This window comes from Tsuneonella mangrovi (genome assembly GCF_002269345.1).
Classification (GTDB): Bacteria; Pseudomonadota; Alphaproteobacteria; order Sphingomonadales; family Sphingomonadaceae; genus Tsuneonella; species Tsuneonella mangrovi.
In genome coordinates, this window is record NZ_CP022889.1 from 352,974 (window position 1) to 371,446 (window position 18,473).

16 protein-coding genes are annotated in these 18,473 nt (G+C 62.1%); 6 read left to right on the plus strand and 10 right to left on the minus strand.

Features of this window, described 5'->3' with window-relative positions; translation table 11 throughout:
- Window positions 1-70: 70 nt before the first annotated feature.
- The 3 genes from CJO11_RS01715 to CJO11_RS01725 are packed head-to-tail and all read left to right on the plus strand — an operon-like array spanning window position 71 to window position 2,990.
- Window positions 71-1,333, plus strand: a complete 1,263-nt coding sequence (locus CJO11_RS01715; protein WP_095011161.1) for an MFS transporter — start codon at window positions 71-73, stop codon at window positions 1,331-1,333.
- Window positions 1,334-1,345: 12 nt separating this feature from the next.
- On the plus strand, window positions 1,346-2,263 hold the full coding sequence (cysK, locus tag CJO11_RS01720; RefSeq protein ID WP_095011162.1) for a cysteine synthase A: 918 nt from the start codon (window positions 1,346-1,348) through the stop codon (window positions 2,261-2,263).
- Between the two features lie 16 nt (window positions 2,264-2,279).
- Window positions 2,280-2,990, plus strand: a complete 711-nt coding sequence (locus CJO11_RS01725) for a dienelactone hydrolase family protein (RefSeq protein WP_095011163.1) — start codon at window positions 2,280-2,282, stop codon at window positions 2,988-2,990.
- Here CJO11_RS01725 and CJO11_RS01730 read toward each other — a convergent pair.
- From CJO11_RS01730 to CJO11_RS01760, 7 genes are all read right to left on the minus strand, one after another.
- Complete coding sequence (locus CJO11_RS01730) at window positions 2,987-3,415, minus strand: DUF1330 domain-containing protein (RefSeq protein WP_095011164.1); 429 nt, start codon at window positions 3,413-3,415, stop codon at window positions 2,987-2,989. The two genes, CJO11_RS01725 and CJO11_RS01730, sit on opposite strands and share 4 nt — an antisense overlap.
- Window positions 3,412-5,022 carry a long-chain fatty acid--CoA ligase gene (locus CJO11_RS01735; RefSeq protein ID WP_095011165.1) on the minus strand — a complete coding sequence of 537 codons (1,611 nt, stop codon included), beginning with the start codon at window positions 5,020-5,022 and terminating at the stop codon, window positions 3,412-3,414. Before CJO11_RS01735 ends, CJO11_RS01730 begins: the two co-directional genes overlap by 4 nt.
- Window positions 5,023-5,114: 92 nt before the next feature.
- Window positions 5,115-8,672: a DNA polymerase III subunit alpha gene (gene dnaE / locus CJO11_RS01740; protein WP_095011166.1), complete on the minus strand. Its 3,558-nt coding sequence runs from the start codon at window positions 8,670-8,672 to the stop codon at window positions 5,115-5,117.
- 77 nt (window positions 8,673-8,749) lie between these two features.
- Complete coding sequence (locus CJO11_RS01745) at window positions 8,750-9,229, minus strand: glutathione peroxidase (RefSeq protein WP_095011167.1); 480 nt, start codon at window positions 9,227-9,229, stop codon at window positions 8,750-8,752.
- On the minus strand, window positions 9,226-9,768 hold the full coding sequence (locus tag CJO11_RS01750; protein WP_095011168.1) for a DUF1579 family protein: 543 nt from the start codon (window positions 9,766-9,768) through the stop codon (window positions 9,226-9,228). Before CJO11_RS01750 ends, CJO11_RS01745 begins: the two co-directional genes overlap by 4 nt.
- A 113-nt stretch (window positions 9,769-9,881) precedes the next feature.
- Entirely contained in the window at window positions 9,882-10,559 is a 678-nt protein-coding gene (locus tag CJO11_RS01755) for an ABC transporter ATP-binding protein (RefSeq protein ID WP_095011169.1), read from the minus strand.
- The gene (locus tag CJO11_RS01760) at window positions 10,552-11,793 is read right to left on the minus strand and encodes a lipoprotein-releasing ABC transporter permease subunit (protein WP_095011170.1); all 1,242 of its coding nucleotides are present in this window, start codon (window positions 11,791-11,793) and stop codon (window positions 10,552-10,554) included. The genes CJO11_RS01755 and CJO11_RS01760 overlap by 8 nt, the downstream gene beginning before the upstream one ends.
- A 170-nt stretch (window positions 11,794-11,963) precedes the next feature.
- Here CJO11_RS01760 and purF point away from each other — a divergent pair, with 170 nt between their 5' ends.
- From purF to CJO11_RS01775, 3 genes are all read left to right on the plus strand, one after another.
- Window positions 11,964-13,436, plus strand: coding sequence for an amidophosphoribosyltransferase (purF, locus tag CJO11_RS01765; protein ID WP_420823142.1), 1,473 nt, complete (start codon window positions 11,964-11,966; stop codon window positions 13,434-13,436).
- Window positions 13,437-14,147, plus strand: coding sequence for an SDR family NAD(P)-dependent oxidoreductase (locus tag CJO11_RS01770; RefSeq protein WP_095011171.1), 711 nt, complete (start codon window positions 13,437-13,439; stop codon window positions 14,145-14,147). It begins immediately after the preceding gene.
- 120 nt (window positions 14,148-14,267) lie between these two features.
- Window positions 14,268-14,618 (plus strand): PilZ domain-containing protein, encoded by a 351-nt coding sequence (locus CJO11_RS01775; RefSeq protein WP_095011172.1) that lies wholly within the window; start codon window positions 14,268-14,270, stop codon window positions 14,616-14,618.
- Between the two features lie 3 nt (window positions 14,619-14,621).
- Here CJO11_RS01775 and CJO11_RS01780 read toward each other — a convergent pair whose 3' ends face one another.
- Genes CJO11_RS01780 through CJO11_RS01790 form a run of 3 tightly spaced genes read right to left on the minus strand, consistent with a single transcriptional unit; the run spans window position 14,622 to window position 18,468 of the window.
- A complete protein-coding gene (locus tag CJO11_RS01780) occupies window positions 14,622-15,788 on the minus strand; it encodes a serine hydrolase domain-containing protein (protein ID WP_095011173.1) in 1,167 nt (388 codons plus the stop codon).
- Window positions 15,788-17,050, minus strand: coding sequence for an SAM-dependent methyltransferase (locus tag CJO11_RS01785; RefSeq protein WP_095011174.1), 1,263 nt, complete (start codon window positions 17,048-17,050; stop codon window positions 15,788-15,790). Before CJO11_RS01785 ends, CJO11_RS01780 begins: the two co-directional genes overlap by 1 nt.
- Window positions 17,051-17,082: 32 nt before the next feature.
- Window positions 17,083-18,468, minus strand: coding sequence for a cryptochrome/photolyase family protein (locus CJO11_RS01790; protein ID WP_095011175.1), 1,386 nt, complete (start codon window positions 18,466-18,468; stop codon window positions 17,083-17,085).
- Between the last annotated feature and the right edge of the window lie 5 nt (window positions 18,469-18,473).

The window sequence follows — 18,473 nt, forward strand, 5'->3', positions numbered from 1 at the left end:
AAGATTTGATTCTCGGCTGACGCGAAGCGCTTGCTTGGCAAGCGCGCTCCGTCCTGCCACATGGTTTGGCGTGAGCGACGCGCCGCATCCCCTCAAGATAGGCAATTTCCGGGCGTATTTTGTTGCGCGCCTGGCGACGACGATTGCGGTCAGCGCGCAAGCGATCATCATTGGCTGGCAGGTTTACGGGATTGCCCGCGAGACCCTCGACATCAAGCAGGCGGCCTTCCTGCTCGGGATGATCGGGCTGGTCCAATTCGTCCCGCTGTTCCTGCTGACTCCGCTGGTCGGTCTGGTCGCGGATACCTTCGAGCGGCGCTGGATCGTTCGGGGAACGTCGGCCCTTCTGACCATTAACGCGGCGGTGCTTGGCTTCCTGACCTGGTCAGGCGCGCTTACGCTGCCTTACCTGTTCGTCGCGGCGGTTCTCGTAGGCGTGGCGCGCGCATTCTCCGGACCGGCATTTTCCGCCCTCGCGCCCAATCTCGTCCCGCGAGAGACCTTGCCGACTGCCATCGCAGTCAGCTCGATCGCATGGCAAACCGGCACGATCGCGGGCCCAAGCGTCGGCGGCGTCCTCTACGCGATCCATCCGGACGTGGCGTACGGAGCGATCTCGGCAATGCTCGCATTCGGCCTGTTGATGCTGTTTCTCATCGGCAAGGTTCCGCAGCCGCCGGTCCAGAAAGACCGCCACCCGATCCACCGGGTAATCGACGGATTCGCCTACGTGCGTGACAATCGACTCGTGCTGGCGGCAATCACGCTCGACCTGTTCGTAGTTCTCCTGGCCGGTGCGACCGCCTTGCTCCCGGTGTTTGCGCGCGATATCCTGCACGTTGGCGCGGACGGGTTTGGTCTGCTCGCAGCCGGTATGGGGATCGGTGCCGCTTCAGGATCGATCTGGTTCTCGATCAAGCCGATGAAGACCGAAGTCGGCCTGAAGATGCTGTTCGCGGTGATCGTGTTCGCACTGGCGATCCTCACATTCGGGCTATCGCGCAACTTCTGGCTGAGTTTCGGCGCTCTGGTCGTTGCCGGCGGGGCCGACATGGTATCTGTCTACGTCCGGCAATCGCTCATCCAGTTGCACACGCCCGACGAAATGCGCGGGCGGGTCGGTGCCGTCTCGATGCTGACTATTTCGGCATCCAATGAGCTGGGAGAGGCCGAATCGGGCATCATGGCCTCTATCCTCGGTCCGGTCGGTGCCGTAGTGTTCGGTGGGGTCGCGGCAATTGGTATCACTATTGCGTGGGCGAGGCTGTTTCCCGAGCTGCGCCATGCCCGCACGTTCGATCCGAAGGATCATGCACACACTGCGACCAACTAGGAGGCCATTTCGATGAAAGCCGACAGCGTTCTCGCCACGATAGGCAACACCCCGCACATCCGCCTTTCGCGCCTGTTCCCCGACCACGAAGTGTGGGTGAAGAGCGAGCGGACCAACCCCGGTGGGTCGATCAAGGACCGGATCGGCATTGCCATGATCGAGGCGGCGGAAGCAGCAGGGCAATTGAAGCCGGGTGGCACGATAGTAGAGCCGACCAGCGGCAACACCGGGATTGGTCTCGCGATTGCGGCCGCGGTCAAGGGCTACAAGCTGATCCTCGTCATGCCCGACAGCATGAGCGTCGAGCGGCGACGTCTGATGCTGGCCTATGGCGCGCAGTTCGACCTCACACCGAAGGAAAAGGGCATGAACGGCGCGCTTGCGCGGGCGACCGAGATCCTCGAAGCGACCGAAAATTCGTGGATGCCGCAGCAGTTCGAAAACGCGGCCAATCCCGCGATCCACGCGCGCACCACGGCGCAGGAGATCATCGCGGACTTCGCTGACAGTCCGATCGACGTACTGATCTCGGGCGTCGGCACTGGCGGACACCTGACCGGCTGCGCCGAGGCACTCAAGGCGAAGTGGCCGACAATGAAGGCTTACGCTGTGGAGCCGGAACTTTCGCCGGTAATCAGTGGCGGGCAGCCCGGCCCGCATCCGATCCAGGGCATCGGCGCGGGGTTTATCCCGGAAAACCTGCACACCCAGTCGATCGACGGCGCGATCAAGGTCAGCGCGGAAGATGCCAAGGAAATGGCCCGCCGCAGCGCTGCCGAAGAAGGCCTGCTGGTCGGTATATCGAGCGGCGCAACCCTCGCGGCGATCGCTCAAAAGCTCCCTGAGCTCGCACCAGGCAGCCGCGTGCTCGGCTTTAACTACGATACCGGCGAGCGCTACCTGTCGGTACCCGATTTCCTGCCGGAATGATCGCGAGGCCTGACAAATGAGCGAACTCGAGCGGATCGATTACGCCCACGGCGAGACCCCGTTGACGGGCTACATTGCCCTCCCCTCGGGCACGCCGCGGGCTGCGGTCGTTGTGTTCCCGACGATCATGAATCATGCACCCAACGCGATGCGGCGAATGCCGATGCTGGCTGATGCGGGCTACCTTGCATTCATGGCGGATTTCTATGGCGCACCGGTTCCCGATCGGGCTGCAGCGTTCGCACTCGGATCGGCACTGCGCAACGATGTCGATCACTATCGCGCCCGAATTGCCGCAGCACTCGACACCTTCGCCATGCATCCCGAGCGCGGCAGTTTGCCAATGATGGCGATCGGATACTGCATGGGCGGCCAGGCGGTGCTCGAAGCGGCGCGGATGGGCGCTGACCTTGCGATGGTCGCAAGCTTTCACGGGATCCTGTCCAGCGACCGCCCGGTGGGTGCCGATGATACAATCCGCCCACGCATCCTCGTTTGTCACGGCGACCGGGATCCGCTCGTTCCGCGCGAGCAGGTGGCTGCGTTCGAAGAGGAAATGGACGCGGCCGGGGCCAACTGGCACTTGCACGTCTATTCGGGCGTAAAGCACGGTTTCACCGATCCCGAATCCGACAGCCACAACATGGAAGCGCTGGGCTATAACACCAGCGCCGACCGCCAGAGCTGGGCGGCGATGCTCAGCCTGATGGACGAAATCCTCGGTTAGAAACCGCCGCCGCCTTCGCCCGGCTTGAACCGGATCAGGCGGCTATCGACGAGCGCGGCAGTGCGGTTGACCACGGCCAGCTGGTAGTCGGGATCCTTGATCATTTCGAAGAACGCGGCGCTGTCGGGATATTCGGCTACGAAGCCATCGTCCCAGTGGATCGTCTCCGGCCCGGTCACCATTGCCTGAAATGCGCCACGCCACACGATCTTGCCGCCCACGCGGCGGAAGATCGGGCCGCTCGTCTTGCCGTATTCCTCGTAGGCTCGCCGTCCGCTCCAGCCCTTGTCGGCATTGGGGTGTCCGTTCGGAAATTCGGCGTGCTCGCGATAGTTGAGCAGGTTGAGCATGTGGATCGGTTCATCGCGCGGAAGCGCCTTGAAGGCTTCGAAATTGGCGCGACTGGGATCGATGTAATTGGTCATGTCGCACCTTCGAGGGTGTAATCCTTGAACCGTTCGCGCAGGTCCTTCTTGCTGATCTTGCCGGTCGCGGTGTGCGGGATGTCATCGACGAACTCGACGGCGTCGGGCAGCCACCACTTGGCGACCTTGTCCTTCAGGTAGTCGATCACGTCGCTATCCGAGATCGTTGCGCCTTCCTTGCGAACTACGAACAATACGGGTCGCTCATCCCACTTGGGGTGCGGCATCCCTACGGCAGCGGCTTCGGCCACATCGGGATGCCCGACAGCGGCGTTTTCGAGTTCAACCGAGCTGATCCATTCGCCGCCCGACTTGATCACGTCCTTGGTGCGATCGGTCAGTTGCAGTGTGCCATCGGGATGAAGGATCCCGACATCACCGGTGTCGAACCACCCGTCGGCATCGGTCGCATCCTGCTCTGCCTTGAAATACCGCTTGATGATCCACGGACCGCGGATTTGCAGTGCGCCGCTGGTTTCTCCGTCGCGCGGCAGGACCTTAGTCGGATCGTCGAGATCGATCGTGCGGAGCTCAACCCCGAAAATCGGGCGTCCCTGCTTGGCGGTCGTTTCGACCTTTTCCTCGAAGGTGAGGTTGTCCCAATCTGTGGTCGGACCGCCGACGGTTCCGATCGGGCTGGTTTCGGTCATGCCCCACGCGTGCTGGACGCGGGTGCCGTTCTTCATCAGCCGCTCGATCATGAAGCGCGGCGCGGCAGAGCCGCCGATGGTTGCTGCCCTGAGCTTCGGAAGTTCGAGGTTGTTGGCATCGCAGAATTGGAAATGCGCCAGCCAGACCGTCGGCACGCCCGCGCTATCGGTCACCCCTTCGCGCTTCATCAGTTCGTCGAGCACCGCCGGGTCGTTGACGGCCGAAAACACAAACTTGATGCCCGCCATGGCGCCGGCATACGGCAAGCCCCAGCTGGCGGCATGGAACATCGGTACGACGGGAAGCATCACGCTCGACGGACTGAAGTTGAACGCGGATGTCTGCAACCCTGAAAGCGCATGCAGCACGGTCGAACGATGCTCGTATAGCACACCCTTGGGATTGCCCGTCGTGCCGCTGGTGTAGCACAACATGCAAGGATCGCGCTCGTCGCCTTCGATCCACCGATAATCGCCATCATGGGCAGCAATCCAGTCTTCGAAGCCGGTTACATCCGACCCGGCGGGCGGATCGTAACAGACGTAGTGTTCGACCGTCGGCCAACGGTCGCGCATCCTGTCGACGATGGGCTGAAATGCCGCATCGTAGAGCAGCACACGGTCTTCGGCGTGGTTGACGATGTATTCGAGCTGGTCTTCGAACAGTCGCGGATTGACGGTATGGAGCACCCCGCCCATCCCTGCGACGCCGTACCAGCTGACCAGGTGTCGCGAATGGTTCATCGCCAGGCTTGCGACCCGATCGCCCGGTTCGATCCCGGCAGCATCGAGTGCCTGAGCCAGTTTCAACGCATCGCCGCGAATCCCGGCCCAGGTGGTGCGTGTTTCGGTCCCATCGGCCCAGCGGCTGACGATTTCGCGGGCCCCCGCCTCGCGCGCGGCGTGATCGATCACCCGCGTAACCCGCATCGTCCAGTCCTGCATTGCTCCGAGCATTACTCTCTCCCACTGCTCGTGCCCGTTCGGGCGGCTTGTTGTGGGATCAAGACTGCAATGGAGGGACTATCGGCGCAAGCAAAACCGGTTTGTCAGGCCACAAGCCGAAGTCTCGCCTGTCCGCGTTGTGTGGTCAGTGAAACGTTGACGATACCCTCGATTGCGGCGAGTCGTTCGGCCAGTTCGCCGTCGAGGTGGTAACTCCAGCCGAGCCGCACGATCGGTTCGCGCCCTTCGCCGGTGCGGAGCCGCACGCAAACCTCGCCCCGCCCTTCCGGCCCTGGCGCGAGCTCCATCTTGAGCGCTTCGATCGCCGACGGATCGAACACATCGAGCTTGAGCAGCATCCGTGCGCCGGCCTTCACGTCCTTGAGCGGTCGCGCGCCACGCACCGTTATGCGGGGCGGCTCGTCCGGAGTGGGTGAATCGAGCTCTACGTTGAGCAGTACGCAAGTGCTCTCTTCGGACCATTTCTGGAAGCTGGCGACCAGCCCCTCTTCGAAGCAAGCGGCAGAGAATTGCCCGGTCGCGTCGGAAAAGTCTGCGCGGATGAAGTCGTTACCCTTGCGGGTCTTTCCGCGTGAGACCTTCTCGACCATCGCGGCCATCACTGCCTGAGCGCGACCGCCCGGTGGCGCGCCGCCCTCCATCAACGAGGCATAGCTGCGTGCACCGTTGGCGGACGCGATTTCGCGGAATTGCTGGACTGGATGCGCGGAGAAGTAGAACCCGAACATTTCGCGTTCTTTGCTCATCCGTTCCGAGCGCGACCATTCCTCGACCTCGGCAAGTCGCAGTGTTTCGCCTTCGTGCTCCTCACCACCGAACAGGCCGTGCTGGCCGCTCGAGCGTTCGCGTTCGGCCGCATCGGCGACCGCCATCAGCATCTCGGCATTATCGTGGACCTTGGCGCGATTGGGCTCGAGGTGATCGAGTGCCCCGGCACAGGCCAGCGCTTCGAGCTGGCGCCGGTTCATCGCGCCCGGCGGAATGCGCTCGAACAGCTGCTGAAGGGTGTCGAACCAGCCATGCGCCTCGCGCTCGGCCACAATCGCTTCCATCGCTTTCTCGCCGACGTTTCGCACTCCGGCGAGCGCATAGCGCACGGCATAACCTTCGTCGGTCCGTTCGACGGTGAACTCGGCCTCGGAACGGTTGATATCGGGCGGTTCAACTGCGATTCCTTGCCGCCGCGCGTCATCGACGAAGACCGCCAGCTTTTCCGACTGGTGCATGTCGAAGCACATCGATGCGGCGAAAAACTCTTCCGGATAGTGCGCCTTGAGCCATCCCGTCTGGTACGCGAGCAGCGCGTAAGCGGCGGCGTGCGACTTGTTGAAGCCGTATCCGGCGAACTTGTCGATCAAGTCGAACAGCTCGCTCGCCTTGTTTGCCGGGATATCGGACACCTCGGCGCAACCTTTGATGAAGCGGTGGCGCTGCGCGTCCATCTCCGACTGCTTTTTCTTGCCCATTGCCCGGCGGAGCAGGTCTGCGTCGCCGAGCGAGTAGCCCGCGAGGATCTGCGCGGCCTGCATCACCTGTTCCTGGTAGACGAAGATGCCGTAGGTCTCGGCTAGGATTTCCTCGAGCTTGGGGTGCGGGTATTCGATCGGAACTTCGCCGGCCTTGCGCTTGCCGAACAGCGGGATGTTGTCCATCGGTCCCGGTCGATAGAGCGAGACCAGCGCGATGATGTCTTCGAACTTGCTCGGCTTGACGGCCGTCAGCGTGCGCCGCATCCCCTCGGATTCCAGCTGGAACACGCCGACAGTGTTGCCGACCTTGAGCAATTCGAACACCGCAGGATCGTCGAGCGGCAACGTCGAAAGGTCGATCTCGATCTTGCGTTTGGCAAGCAGCTGGACCGCCTTCTTGAGGACCGAAAGCGTTTTCAGCCCGAGGAAGTCGAACTTCACCAGTCCGCTGCTTTCGACGAATTTCATGTCGAACTGCGTGACCGGCATATCCGATCGCGGATCGCGGTAGAGTGGGACCAGCTGGCTGAGCGGTCGGTCGCCGATCACGACGCCCGCCGCATGGGTCGAGCTGTTGCGCGGCAACCCTTCCAACTGCATCGCCAGGTCGATCAGCCGCTTGACCTCGTCGTCGTTGTCGTATTCGCGCTTGAATTCGGAAACACCGTTAAGCGCGCGCGGAAGCGGCCAGGGATCGGTCGGGTGATTGGGCACCATCTTGCAGAGACGATCCACGTGCCCGTAGCTCATTTGCAGGATACGCCCGGTATCGCGCAGCACCGCGCGGGCCTTCATCTTGCCGAATGTGATGATCTGCGCGACGTGATCGTGGCCGTACTTGGCCTGGACGTAGCGGATCACTTCGCCGCGCCGCGTTTCGCAGAAATCGATGTCAAAGTCCGGCATCGAGACGCGCTCGGGATTGAGAAAGCGTTCGAACAGCAGCCCCAGCCGGATCGGGTCGAGGTCGGTGATCGTCAGCGCCCAGGCGACCAGGCTGCCAGCGCCTGAACCGCGGCCCGGCCCAACGGGGATGTCCTGATCCTTGGCCCACTTGATGAAGTCGGCAACGATAAGGAAGTAGCCCGGGAACCCCATGCCTACGATGATGTCGATCTCGAACTCGAGCCGTTTCTTGTATTCGCGGACTTCACCCCACACGCCCTCGCTCTCAAGCAAGGGGAATTCCTCACTCAATTCGCCGAGATTGGCATCCGGGTGAGTGAGCGCGCACCGAAGCTCATCGTGGAGCGGCTCCGGATAATACTGCTTCAATCGCTCGACGAGACCGTTTCGCGAATCGTCGGCCAGTGCTCTGGCTTCGCCTTCGAGATCGCCGGCAAGGCTCGGCAGGATCGGAGCGCGTTGCGGGGGCGCAACGCCGCATCGCTGGGCAATCACCAGCGTGTTTGCCAATGCTTCGGGAAGGTCTTCGAAAAGCTCTTCCATCATCGGCCCGGATTTGACGAACGCCTCGGGGTTCGAACGCGGGCGTTCGGGCGCATCGAGATGGGTCGAATTGGCGATGCACAGCATCGCATCGTGCGCTGCGTGGAAATGCGGATCGGCGAAATTGGCGGGATTGGTCGCGACCAGTGGCAGGTCGCGGGCGTATGCGAGCGCGACGAGCGATTCCTCGGCCCGTTCGCATATCGGGCTGCCATGCCGGGCAAGCTCGACGTAGAGACGCCCCGGAAACAGCGCCATCAGGCGTTCGGCAAGCGCTTCCGCATCGTCGGATTTACTGTCGGCATACAACCGGGTGAGTCCGCCTTCGTTCGCTCCGGTGAGCGCGATCAGGCCATCGGTCTTGCCTTCGAGGTCGGCCAGCTGGACGTGCGCTGACAAATCGAGCGGTCGCTCGAGATGCGCTTTACTGACGAGCGCACAGAGGTTGTCGTATCCGGTCTCATCCTGCGCAAACAGCGGCAAGTGGTCGATCGTCTCGTCGCGCGCTACCCCTAGCAATGTGCCGATGATCGGTTGCACGCCGAGGCCGAAACACGCCTCGGCAAAAGCGACCGAGCCGTAGAGACCGTTTCGATCGCAAATCGCGATCGCCGGGAATCCGCGATCCTTGGCGACTTTGGCGATTGCCTTGGGATCAATCGCCCCTTCGAGCATCGAATAGCTCGACATGACGCGCAAGGGGACGAACGGGACGTAAGCCATCGTCGGAACCTACGAATTCGGACGCGATTCGCTAAGCCTGACCGTGCTCGATTTCTCCACAGCCCTGGAAGGCAAGATCACAGCAGAGCGGCGATATCCTTCTCGATGCTCGCCGGGGCATCGTTCGGTGCATAACGACGCACGACATTGCCTTCGCGGTCGATCAGGAACTTGGTGAAGTTCCACTTCACCGACTTGGTTCCCATCAGCCCGGGAGCTTCCGATTTCATCCATTCATAGAGCGGGATTGCGCCGTCGCCGTTGACTTCGATCTTCTGCATGATCGGGAAAGTCACGTCGTAGGTCAGCTTGCAGAAACTGGCGATCTCTTCCGCATTTCCGGGCTCTTGGCCGGCAAACTGGTTGCACGGAAAGCCGAGTACTTCGAAACCCTTGTCGGCATATTTGCGCTGTAGCTCCTCGAGCCCTTCGTATTGCGGGGTGAAGCCGCATTTGCTCGCGACATTGACTACCAGCAGCACCTTGCCTTTCTTCTCGGCCAGGTCGAGCGGCGTTCCATCCGGCTTGTTGACGGTAAAATCGGCGATCGTGGTCATGGTAGCGGCTCCGTTCGGCGGCGATAGGTCAGATCATAGCGGGTTACCCACGTCAGTCCATGATCGAACGACGCCTCGCCATGTTGCCGCACGGTGTCCGTGTCGATCGGCGTATAGGTCTGGCGCACCAGCGCGTCCTTACCGTCGGGCGTGAACCGCGGCCAGTATCCGGTCAGCACCATCTTGCCACCATCGGCGGGCCCCCCGGTAAATTCGACTACCGCTGGTGACGACCCGATCCAGAATTGCCGCCACAGTCCGGTCTTGGTGTCGAAGCCGTTGAGACTGCCACCTCCGCTGCCCTTGAGCGGCATCCAGTTCTCGCGCACCGCGCAGCCGCCGTAGAGTTTCTCGATCCGGCTGTGGGCAACCAGGTTATCCTTGCCGGTGGGGTAGACGTCCCACTCCCCTACCCAGAAGTCGAATGCGGCATGATTCGCATCTGCGCAGGATGGTTGAGGCGGTGCCTGGTTTGGCGTTGGCGTTGCCGATTGCACGGCGAGAGCCAGCGCGGCGAGCGAAGCAAACGCTGGTATCATAGATTATCCCCTCTGTTTGGTGAGGGGATCGTCGTGCGTCGGGTAGAGATCAACCGGAGATGGACGAGTTGCCATTTAGGATCGACGGACTTTGCACCTGCGGCAGCGACAGGTCAGGTCAGCACTCCATCATGAAGCCGCACGATACGGTCCATCTTTGCCGCAAGCCGCTCGTTGTGCGTTGCGACCAACGCTGCGCTGCCTTCGCCGCGCACCAGCTCGAGGAACTGCGCCAGGACCTTGTCCGAAGTTTGTTCATCGAGGTTACCGGTCGGTTCGTCCGCGAGAACCAGCTGGGGACGATTGGCCAACGCTCGACCGACGGCAACGCGTTGTTGCTCGCCTCCGGAAAGCTGGCTCGGCCGATGTTCGAGCCGGTGACCGAGGCCGAGGGCGTCGAGGATGGCTTGTGCCCTTTCCTCAGCTTCGCCGCGCGAACGCCCTGCCACCAGCTGCGGAATGACCACATTCTCGAGCGCATTGAAGTCCGGCAGCAAGTGGTGGAACTGGTAGACAAAGCCAAGGTGTTCGCGGCGAAGCGTCGTCCGGCCATCTGCAGGAAGCGCGTTAGCATCGATCCCGGCGATCTCGATCTGACCACTGAACCCGCCTTCGAGCAGCCCGACCGCCTGGAGCATCGTCGACTTGCCCGACCCAGACGGCCCGAGCAGCGCGACGATCTCCCCGGGCGCGATCGCCAGATTGACGCCGCGCAGAACCTCGATCGTCACCCCGCCTTGCTCGAACGAGCGCGTGAGGCCGGTCAGGCGGACAACAGGCGCATCATTCATAGCGCAACACCTGCACCGGATCGGTGCTTGCGGCCTTGAACGCCGGATAGAGGGTCGCAAGGAAACTCAGCACCAGCGCCAGCAGGCAGATGCCGATGATTTCAACCGGATCGGGCCGCGATGGGAGCGTCGAGAGGAACCGGACCGAAGGATCCCACAGGTTCTCTCCCGTCAGCCACTGGATCGCATCGACTATGTTCTGGCGAAAGAACAGCACCAGGAAGCCGAGCCCGAGCCCTGCCCCCGTGCCAATTGCTCCGACAGTGAAACCTGCCGTGACGAAAATCTTGAGCAAACTTCGTCTTGTAGCGCCCATTGTTCGCATGATTGCAATGTCCCGGGTCTTGGCGCGCACCAGCATGACGAGGCTCGAGAGGATGTTGAATGCAGCAACTAAGACGATGATCGACAGCGCGAAGAACATCGCCACCCGCTCGACCTCGAGGGCCTGGAACAGCGAGGAGTTTATCTGCTTCCATGTCGAAACGACCGCCCTGCCCGCGAGCGCCTGCTTCACGGGGGCGAGGATCTCGCCAACTTTCTCCGCATCGGTGGTCTTGACCTCGATCATGCCGATGGTGTCGCCCATCAACAGCAAGGTCTGGGCATCGGGGATCGGCATGACGACGAACTTCTCGTCGTAGTCATAGACCCCGACCTCGAAAATTGCCGCCACACGATACCCGATCTGGCGCGGCACCGTGCCGAACGGTGTCGAGCGCCCTGCCGGATTGATGATCGTAATCATGTCTCCGACATGCGCGCCGAGGTTCTCGGCGAGCCGCGCGCCGATTGCCACATTTCCCGAATCGGGTTTCAAGGCTGCGAGATCGCCCGCGACAACGTCCGGCTTGAGACGCCCGATGTCCGCTGGTGTGTTGCCGCGCACGAGCACGCCTTCGACCCGGCCCTGGAAAGTGACCAGCAGGGGTTGTTCGATCAGCGGACTGGCGCGGACCACACCGGGGGTTGCCTCGATTTCCTTCAGCACGCCCTGCCAGTTATCCAGCCTGCCGCCGTATGCCTGGACGATTGCGTGGCCGTTGAGGCCCACGATTTTGTCGATCAGGTCGGCGCGAAAGCCGTTCATCACGCTCATGACGATGACCAGCATTGCCACGGAAAGCATGACCACGCCGACGCTTATTCCCGCAACCAGTGCGATGAATCCTTCGCCCTTGCCCGGCAGCATGTATCGCTTGGCGATGGTCCATTCGAATGAAGAAAGCAGCACGGCGGGGTGATAATCGTCCGAGGATTATTAGGGTTCGCGCGGTGTAGGGGTGGCAACGCGCACACGCAACGCGAAAAGGTTGTGACGCGCAACACCCCGCCCTTGTAATCGAGCCGTAACATCGCCATTGAGCGTGCCGTGACGCGCCGCCCACGCAAGGTCTGCCAGCGATGATGAATTTCCATCCGTTCGAAGATGCGAATGGAGACAAGCTCCGCGAGGAATGCGGGGTGTTCGGCGCGATCGGCGCTGCCGATTCAGCCGCGGTAACCGCACTTGGCCTCCATGCCCTGCAACATCGCGGGCAGGAAGCAGCGGGAATTTGCTCGTATGACGGCGAGCATTTCTTCAACCGACGCGGCCTTGGGCACGTTGCAGAAAACTTCTCCACCCAAGAAGCGCTGGCCGAATTGCCCGGAAACATGGCTTCGGGGCATGTCCGCTATTCGACGACCGGCGGAGCGGGTCTGCGCAACGTCCAGCCGCTTTATGCCGACCTGGCTGCCGGCGGATTCGCCATTTCACACAACGGCAACATCTCCAATTCGCAAGCCTTGCGCGATGAACTTGTCAGCAAAGGCGCGATCTTCCAATCGACCTCGGACACCGAAGTAATCATCCACCTGGTAGCGACAAGCCGGTATCCGACCACGGCCGATCGGTTGATCGATGCACTGCGGATGATCGAAGGCGCATATTCGCTGATCGTGATGACGCCTGAGGGCATGATCGCGTGCCGTGATCCTCTTGGCATCCGACCTTTGCAGATGGGCAAGCTGGGCGATGCGATCGTGTTCGCTTCGGAAACCGTGGCGTTCGACGTGGTCGGTGCAGAGTTCATTCGCCAGGTGCAGCCGGGTGAAATCGTGAAGGTGGGTTTCGACGGCAAGATCGAGTCGCTCCACCCGTTCGGTAATCACAAGGCGCGTCCGTGCATCTTCGAGCACGTCTATTTCAGCCGGCCCGATTCGATCTTCGATGGGCGCAGCGTCTACGAAGCGCGCAAGGCGATCGGGGCGCAGCTGGCTATCGAGAACCCGGTCGATGCCGACCTGGTGGTCCCGGTGCCCGACAGCGGCGTTCCGGCCGCGATCGGCTATGCCCAGCAATCCGGGGTGCCGTTCGAGCTGGGGATTATCCGCAGCCACTACGTCGGGCGCACGTTTATCCAGCCGGGTGACGGCGCGCGCCACTCGAGCGTCAAGCGCAAGCACAACGCCAACCGCTTTCTTGTCGAAGGCAAGCGGATCGTGTTGATCGACGATTCGATCGTGCGCGGCACCACCAGCCTGAAGATCGTCGAGATGATGCGCGATGCGGGCGCCATCGAAGTGCATTTCCGGGTGGCCAGCCCGCCCACCGCGCACAGTTGCTTCTATGGCGTCGATACGCCCGAGCGCTCGAAGCTGCTCGCCGCCCGGATGGACATCGAACCGATGCGTGAGTTCATCAAGGCCGACAGTCTTGCATTCGTGTCGATCGACGGCCTCTACCGCGCGGTCGGGGAAGCACCTCGCAACAACGGTTGTCCGCAGTTCTGCGATGCGTGCTTCACCGGCGACTATCCGACGTCGTTGACCGACCTCGAGAACCGCGAAGCGCACGAGGCGCAGCTCTCATTTCCTGTCAACAAGGTAGCTTAAATGCCCGAAAACAAACCGCTTGACGGTCGGATTGCGCTCGTCACCGGGGCCAGCAAAGGAATTGGTGCGGCGACGGCAAAAGCGCTTGCCGGAGCCGGCGCGCATGTCGTGTTGACCGGGCGCAACGTGAAGCAGCTAGAAGCGGTCGAAGACGAGATTCATGCCGCTGGCGCCTCGTCCACAATTGCTCCGCTCGACCTGATGGAACCCGACGGGATCGCCCGCCTTGCAGCGGCGATGGCGCAGCGGTGGGACAAGCTCGATATCCTGGTGATCAATGCTGCGTTCCTGCCGACATTGACGCCAATCACCCAGATCAACCCCAAGCAGTTCAACGAAGCGCTCACCACCAACGTGCTCGCCACCCAGGCGCTGATCTCGGCGGTCGATCCGCTCCTCAAGCGTGCAGGCCATGCGCGGGTGGTCGGCCTTACCAGCTCGGTCGGGGCAAAGCCGCGCGCATACTGGGCGGCCTACGGCGCGACCAAGGCGGCATTCGACAACCTGCTCGAAACATACGCATCCGAGATCGAAAAGCTTGGCGATACCCGTGTCGTGGTGCTCGATCCCGGTGCAACGCGCACCGACATGCGGGCCAAGGCCTACCCCGGTGAAGACCCCGAGACCCTGAAGCCACCCGAGGACGTGGCGTCGCGCATTCTCGCCCTCGTGCAGGACGATATTCCGCAGTTCCACCGCGCGAATGCTTAATTTCGGGTAACCAACCCTCTCCACCGCCCATCAATGCGACTGACGCCATTGTACCGCTTCGCGCGCCGACGGGTGCGTGAAACGACACTGGTCGCAAGTCGTCATTTCAGGGACACGGTAATGATGGTCACCGATGAAGATCGCTATTCGCTAGCCGCGCAGGAAGATCGCTGCGCCCCCCGCACAAAGATCACCATTCCCGCGCAGTTGCGCGTGTCGGGTGGTCGCGCATTCCAGACAGTGGTTCACGACCTCTCGCTCGGTGGGTTCTCCGCTGCAGCGATTAACCGGTTGCACGTGGGCCAGCGCTGCTGGCTGACGCTGCCGGGGCTCGAATCGCTCCAGTCGCAGGTCGTGTGGTGGGACAACTCGATCGCCGGTTGCGCGTTCGACGACCTGCTCAGCCCGATCGTGCACGACAACATCCTCGCCCGCTATTCGGGCGGCGGAGTGTATCGTCCGATGGTGTGACGGCTAGTTGGCAGCGATCAACGCGGCAATCAGCTTGCGTCGCGCCGCTTCCAGCTTGTCGCCGACCGCGCTCGGCCAGTCCGCCACTACCGCCACGACCATCCTGCGTTCGGGGATGATGGTGATCGACTGGCCGAAGATGCCAAGCGCACCAAAGTTGCCATCGGGGTAGCTCCACCACTGATATCCGTAACCGTAACCGTCTCCGAAGCCCACTTGCGGAGCGCCTGCCTTCGCAAACCATCCCTTTGGCACGCTTGGCTGGCCGCCTTCCATCACCCACTGGCCCATCCGGGCGTAGTCGGACAGGTGGAGTGAAATGCAGCAGCCACCGATATTGCTACCGGTCACGTCGGTCATCCAGAAAATTCCGCCCGAAAACCCCGCCGGATCGACGATCTTCTTTTTTGCATAGGCATCGAGCGATTGCCCGGTAGCCGCTGCCACAATATCACCGAGCAGCCCGGTCTCGAGCGTCTTGTAGACCCACTTCTTACCCGGAGGCGCTTCGCGGGTCAGTGTCTTGGCGTAGGTTATTTCCTGCGTTTCGCCAGGCGCGGGTTTGATCGAAAGAAACTTCGCAACATCGCTGTTCGGATCGCTGTAGTCCTCGTTCCACTTCACACCTGAGGTCATCGTTGCGACCTGTTCGACCGTGACCGGCCCGTAGGCCGTCCCCTTTAGCGCCGGCAAATACTTCACCACCGGATCCGACAGGCTGGCGATGTAGCCATCCCTGATCGCTGCGCCGAGCAGGGTCGAAGTAAAGCTCTTGGCCACCGAGAAGCTAGTCCAGCGTCCTTCTGGCCCGAACCCGAGGCCATACTTCTCGTAGCGGATCTTGCCGTCCTGCAGCACCATGATCCCGGCTGCGTGATTGGCGACGAGATATTCGTCGAGCGTTGCAGTCGTCTTGGCGCCAAAGGATGCCCCATGGGGAAGAGCGCGGGCATGCGGCGAAGGTGTCGTGTCGAATCCCGCGAAATAGCGATCCATGTGTCGAAAGCGCTGATCGCGCGTTGCCTGGCTCCAGAACAGCACGCCTTGGTCGCGGACGCCGATTGGCTCACTTGGCTTGCTGGCAAATACATCCCGCTGATGCCCGGCTACCCCGGTCGATGCACATGCCGCCAGCGACAACGCGGCCAGCGGGACCAGTAGTTTACGCATCAATCCTCCTTCACCAGCGTCACCTGGTGGACATCGATGCCGCCACCCCGGAACCCGCCTTCGCAATACTGCAGGTAAAACCGCCAAAGCCGCACAAAACGTTCGTCGAACCCGGCGGGAAGCCGGTCATCTACTGCTGCTTCGTCAAAGCGTTCGCGCCAACAGCGCAAGGTTTCGGCATAGTCCTGCCCGAAATCGACCTGGTCGGTCCACCATAGCCCGCGCTCCTCCGCTAGGCGCCGGAACTCGCTACTGCGGATCAGCAGACCACCCGGGAAGATGTACGCCTGGATGAAGTCGGCGCTGTCTGCATAGGCATCGAACAGGCTGTCCTTCATCGAGATGTACTGGATCGCTGCCCGGCCGCCCGGTTTGAGGTTCCGCGCGATGCAATCCATGAACGTCGGCCAGTACTCCCGGCCAAGCGCCTCGACCATCTCGACGCTGACAATGGCGTCATAGCGACCATTGGTATCGCGATAGTCCTGACGGCGGAATTCGACCGATCCATTCTCGGGGGAAGAGCTCTTACGGCACCATGCGAGCTGCTCGTCGGAAAGGCTGATGCCGGTAACCGATGCCCCGTAGGCTTCCGCGATGTGCCGCGAGAGCGCACCCCATCCGCATCCGATTTCGAGCACCTCGTCGCCCCCACCGACCGCCAGCCTGTCGGAGACATCGGCGATCTTGCGGATTTGCGCATCATCGAGCGACGTCGCACCCTCGGCAAAGCGGGCACTCGAATAAGCCATCGTTTCGCCGAGCCAGAGCGAATAGAAGTCGTTACCGAGGTCGTAGTGCACCTGGATATTGCGTGCTGACCCTGCATGGGTGTTGCGGTTGAGCCAATGCGCGAACCGCGCAGCCCAGCGGAACGGGCCTCTCGCCCGCCCTATGTCGCCCAGCGCATCGCCGTTGGCCATGAACAGCGCGAACAGCGGAACCGGATCGGGGCTGTCCCATTCGCCAGCTTCGAACCCTTGGTAGCACCCGATCGAACCGTTGGTGGCGAGCCGCAACAATGCGCGCCAGTCCCGGATATCGACTTCGGCCTCGAATCCCGGGGCACGCCCCCCAATCATCCGGGTTGTCCCGTCCGGCAGTCGGGCAATGATCCGTCCGCTGTCGAGCCCAGTGTCGACCGCGTCGAGGATCTTGTGAAAGCTGGGTGCAGTGAGGCGGGCAAACAGCCCGGGCTTGCGTTCGAAACGCGCCCCACCGTCGAGGAGGCCCTTGCCCCTGATGTTCCCCTCAGCCCGCATGGTGGCGCTATGGACCCGGCGGCGGGTCTATTTCAAGCGTTGTCCTTGGCAACCTGATAGGCGGCCAGCGCCCGCTCGCGCGCTTCGCGATGACCGATGATCTTCGATGGGTAGCCGCGGCGGATTTCGTCTGGCGGATCGTGAATCGGGCTGGCGGGAAAATCGGCCAATTCGGGCACATAAGTACGGATATAGCCCGCCGCGTCGAACTTCTCGCTCTGGCTCAACGGAGCCATGATCCGCACGAACATGTTCGAATCGACCCCGGTCCCGGCGACCCATTGCCAATTGACCGCGTTGTTGGCGAAATCGGCATCGACCAGGCAGTCCCAGAACCACCGTTCGCCGTATCGCCAGTCGATCAGCAGGTGCTTGATCAGGAAACTGGCGGCGATCATCCGTACGCGGTTGTGCATCCATCCGGTTTTCCATAGCTGGCGCATCCCGGCATCGACGATCGGGTAGCCCGTCTTGCCCCTTTGCCACGCGACTAGATCGGCGGCGGCTTGCGGGTCATTGGTCGGATCGCGCCAGACCGTTTCGAACCCCGCGCGATAGCTCGCGCGCGCGTAGGAGGGAAACTGGCAGATCACATTTTGCGCATAGTCGCGCCAGATCAATTCGCGCGCAAACGTCTGCCAGCCTTTGTTCTGCTGCCCATCGAGCCGGTGCCAGACCTGCGCTGGAGAGATTTCACCGAGATGCAGATGCGGCGACAGGCGGCTCGAACCGTCCTGCGAAGGCAGGTTTCGCGCAGCTTCGTAGTCCTTCACCCCGCGAGACCATTCCTCCAGTCGCATTTGCGCTGCCTCCTCGCCGACCTCCCAGAACTCGGCAATTCCGCCTGACCAATCGGGCTTGGTCGGCAGCAAATGCCAGTCGTCCAGACGATCGCTCTCAGGCCATGATTTGGGCGACTGGATTGTTTCGGGTTTAGGACGGCACTCGCGCGGAGGCATGAACTCGAGCAAGGAGCGCGAGAATGGAGTGAAGATCTTGTAGGGATCGCCGCTTCCCGTCGTCACTGCCCCCGGCGGCATCAGGTAATTGCCGTCGTGCAGTTGCAGGTCGAGTTCCTTCGCCAGCTTGCCTTGCGCCTTGCGCCACCACGGCTCGTAGTGGCGGATGGCATGGACAGTCACAGCGCCCGTTTCCTCGGCAAGCTTGCAGAGTTCGGACACTGCATCGCCGCGCCTAAGGACGACCCGCGAACCAAACTTGGTCAACGAGCGGGACAGGTTTTGGAGGCTATGATGGAGCCACCACCGCGACGCACCACCATACGCGTGATCGCCCGCTGCATCGTCGTCGAGCACATAGACCGGGATCACCGGCCCCGCGTTCGCTGCAGCGTAAAGAGCGGGTTGGTCGGCGAGCCGCAAATCCCGCCGCAACCACACGATGACTGGAGCGGTCATGCTCC

Coding starts and splice junctions, on each gene's coding strand:
- CJO11_RS01730 (WP_095011164.1), bottom strand. CDS start 3,415: ATGACCAATTACATCGATCCCAGTCGCGCCAATTTCGAAGCCTTCAAG.
- CJO11_RS01790 (WP_095011175.1), bottom strand. CDS start 18,468: ATGACCGCTCCAGTCATCGTGTGGTTGCGGCGGGATTTGCGGCTCGCC.
- cysK (WP_095011162.1), top strand. CDS start 1,346: ATGAAAGCCGACAGCGTTCTCGCCACGATAGGCAACACCCCGCACATC.
- CJO11_RS01725 (WP_095011163.1), top strand. CDS start 2,280: ATGAGCGAACTCGAGCGGATCGATTACGCCCACGGCGAGACCCCGTTG.
- CJO11_RS01775 (WP_095011172.1), top strand. CDS start 14,268: ATGATGGTCACCGATGAAGATCGCTATTCGCTAGCCGCGCAGGAAGAT.
- CJO11_RS01755 (WP_095011169.1), bottom strand. CDS start 10,559: ATGAATGATGCGCCTGTTGTCCGCCTGACCGGCCTCACGCGCTCGTTC.
- dnaE (WP_095011166.1), bottom strand. CDS start 8,672: ATGGCTTACGTCCCGTTCGTCCCCTTGCGCGTCATGTCGAGCTATTCG.
- CJO11_RS01745 (WP_095011167.1), bottom strand. CDS start 9,229: ATGACCACGATCGCCGATTTTACCGTCAACAAGCCGGATGGAACGCCG.
- CJO11_RS01770 (WP_095011171.1), top strand. CDS start 13,437: ATGCCCGAAAACAAACCGCTTGACGGTCGGATTGCGCTCGTCACCGGG.
- CJO11_RS01780 (WP_095011173.1), bottom strand. CDS start 15,788: ATGCGTAAACTACTGGTCCCGCTGGCCGCGTTGTCGCTGGCGGCATGT.
- CJO11_RS01750 (WP_095011168.1), bottom strand. CDS start 9,768: ATGATACCAGCGTTTGCTTCGCTCGCCGCGCTGGCTCTCGCCGTGCAA.
- CJO11_RS01785 (WP_095011174.1), bottom strand. CDS start 17,050: ATGCGGGCTGAGGGGAACATCAGGGGCAAGGGCCTCCTCGACGGTGGG.
- purF (WP_420823142.1), top strand. CDS start 11,964: ATGATGAATTTCCATCCGTTCGAAGATGCGAATGGAGACAAGCTCCGC.
- CJO11_RS01735 (WP_095011165.1), bottom strand. CDS start 5,022: ATGCTCGGAGCAATGCAGGACTGGACGATGCGGGTTACGCGGGTGATC.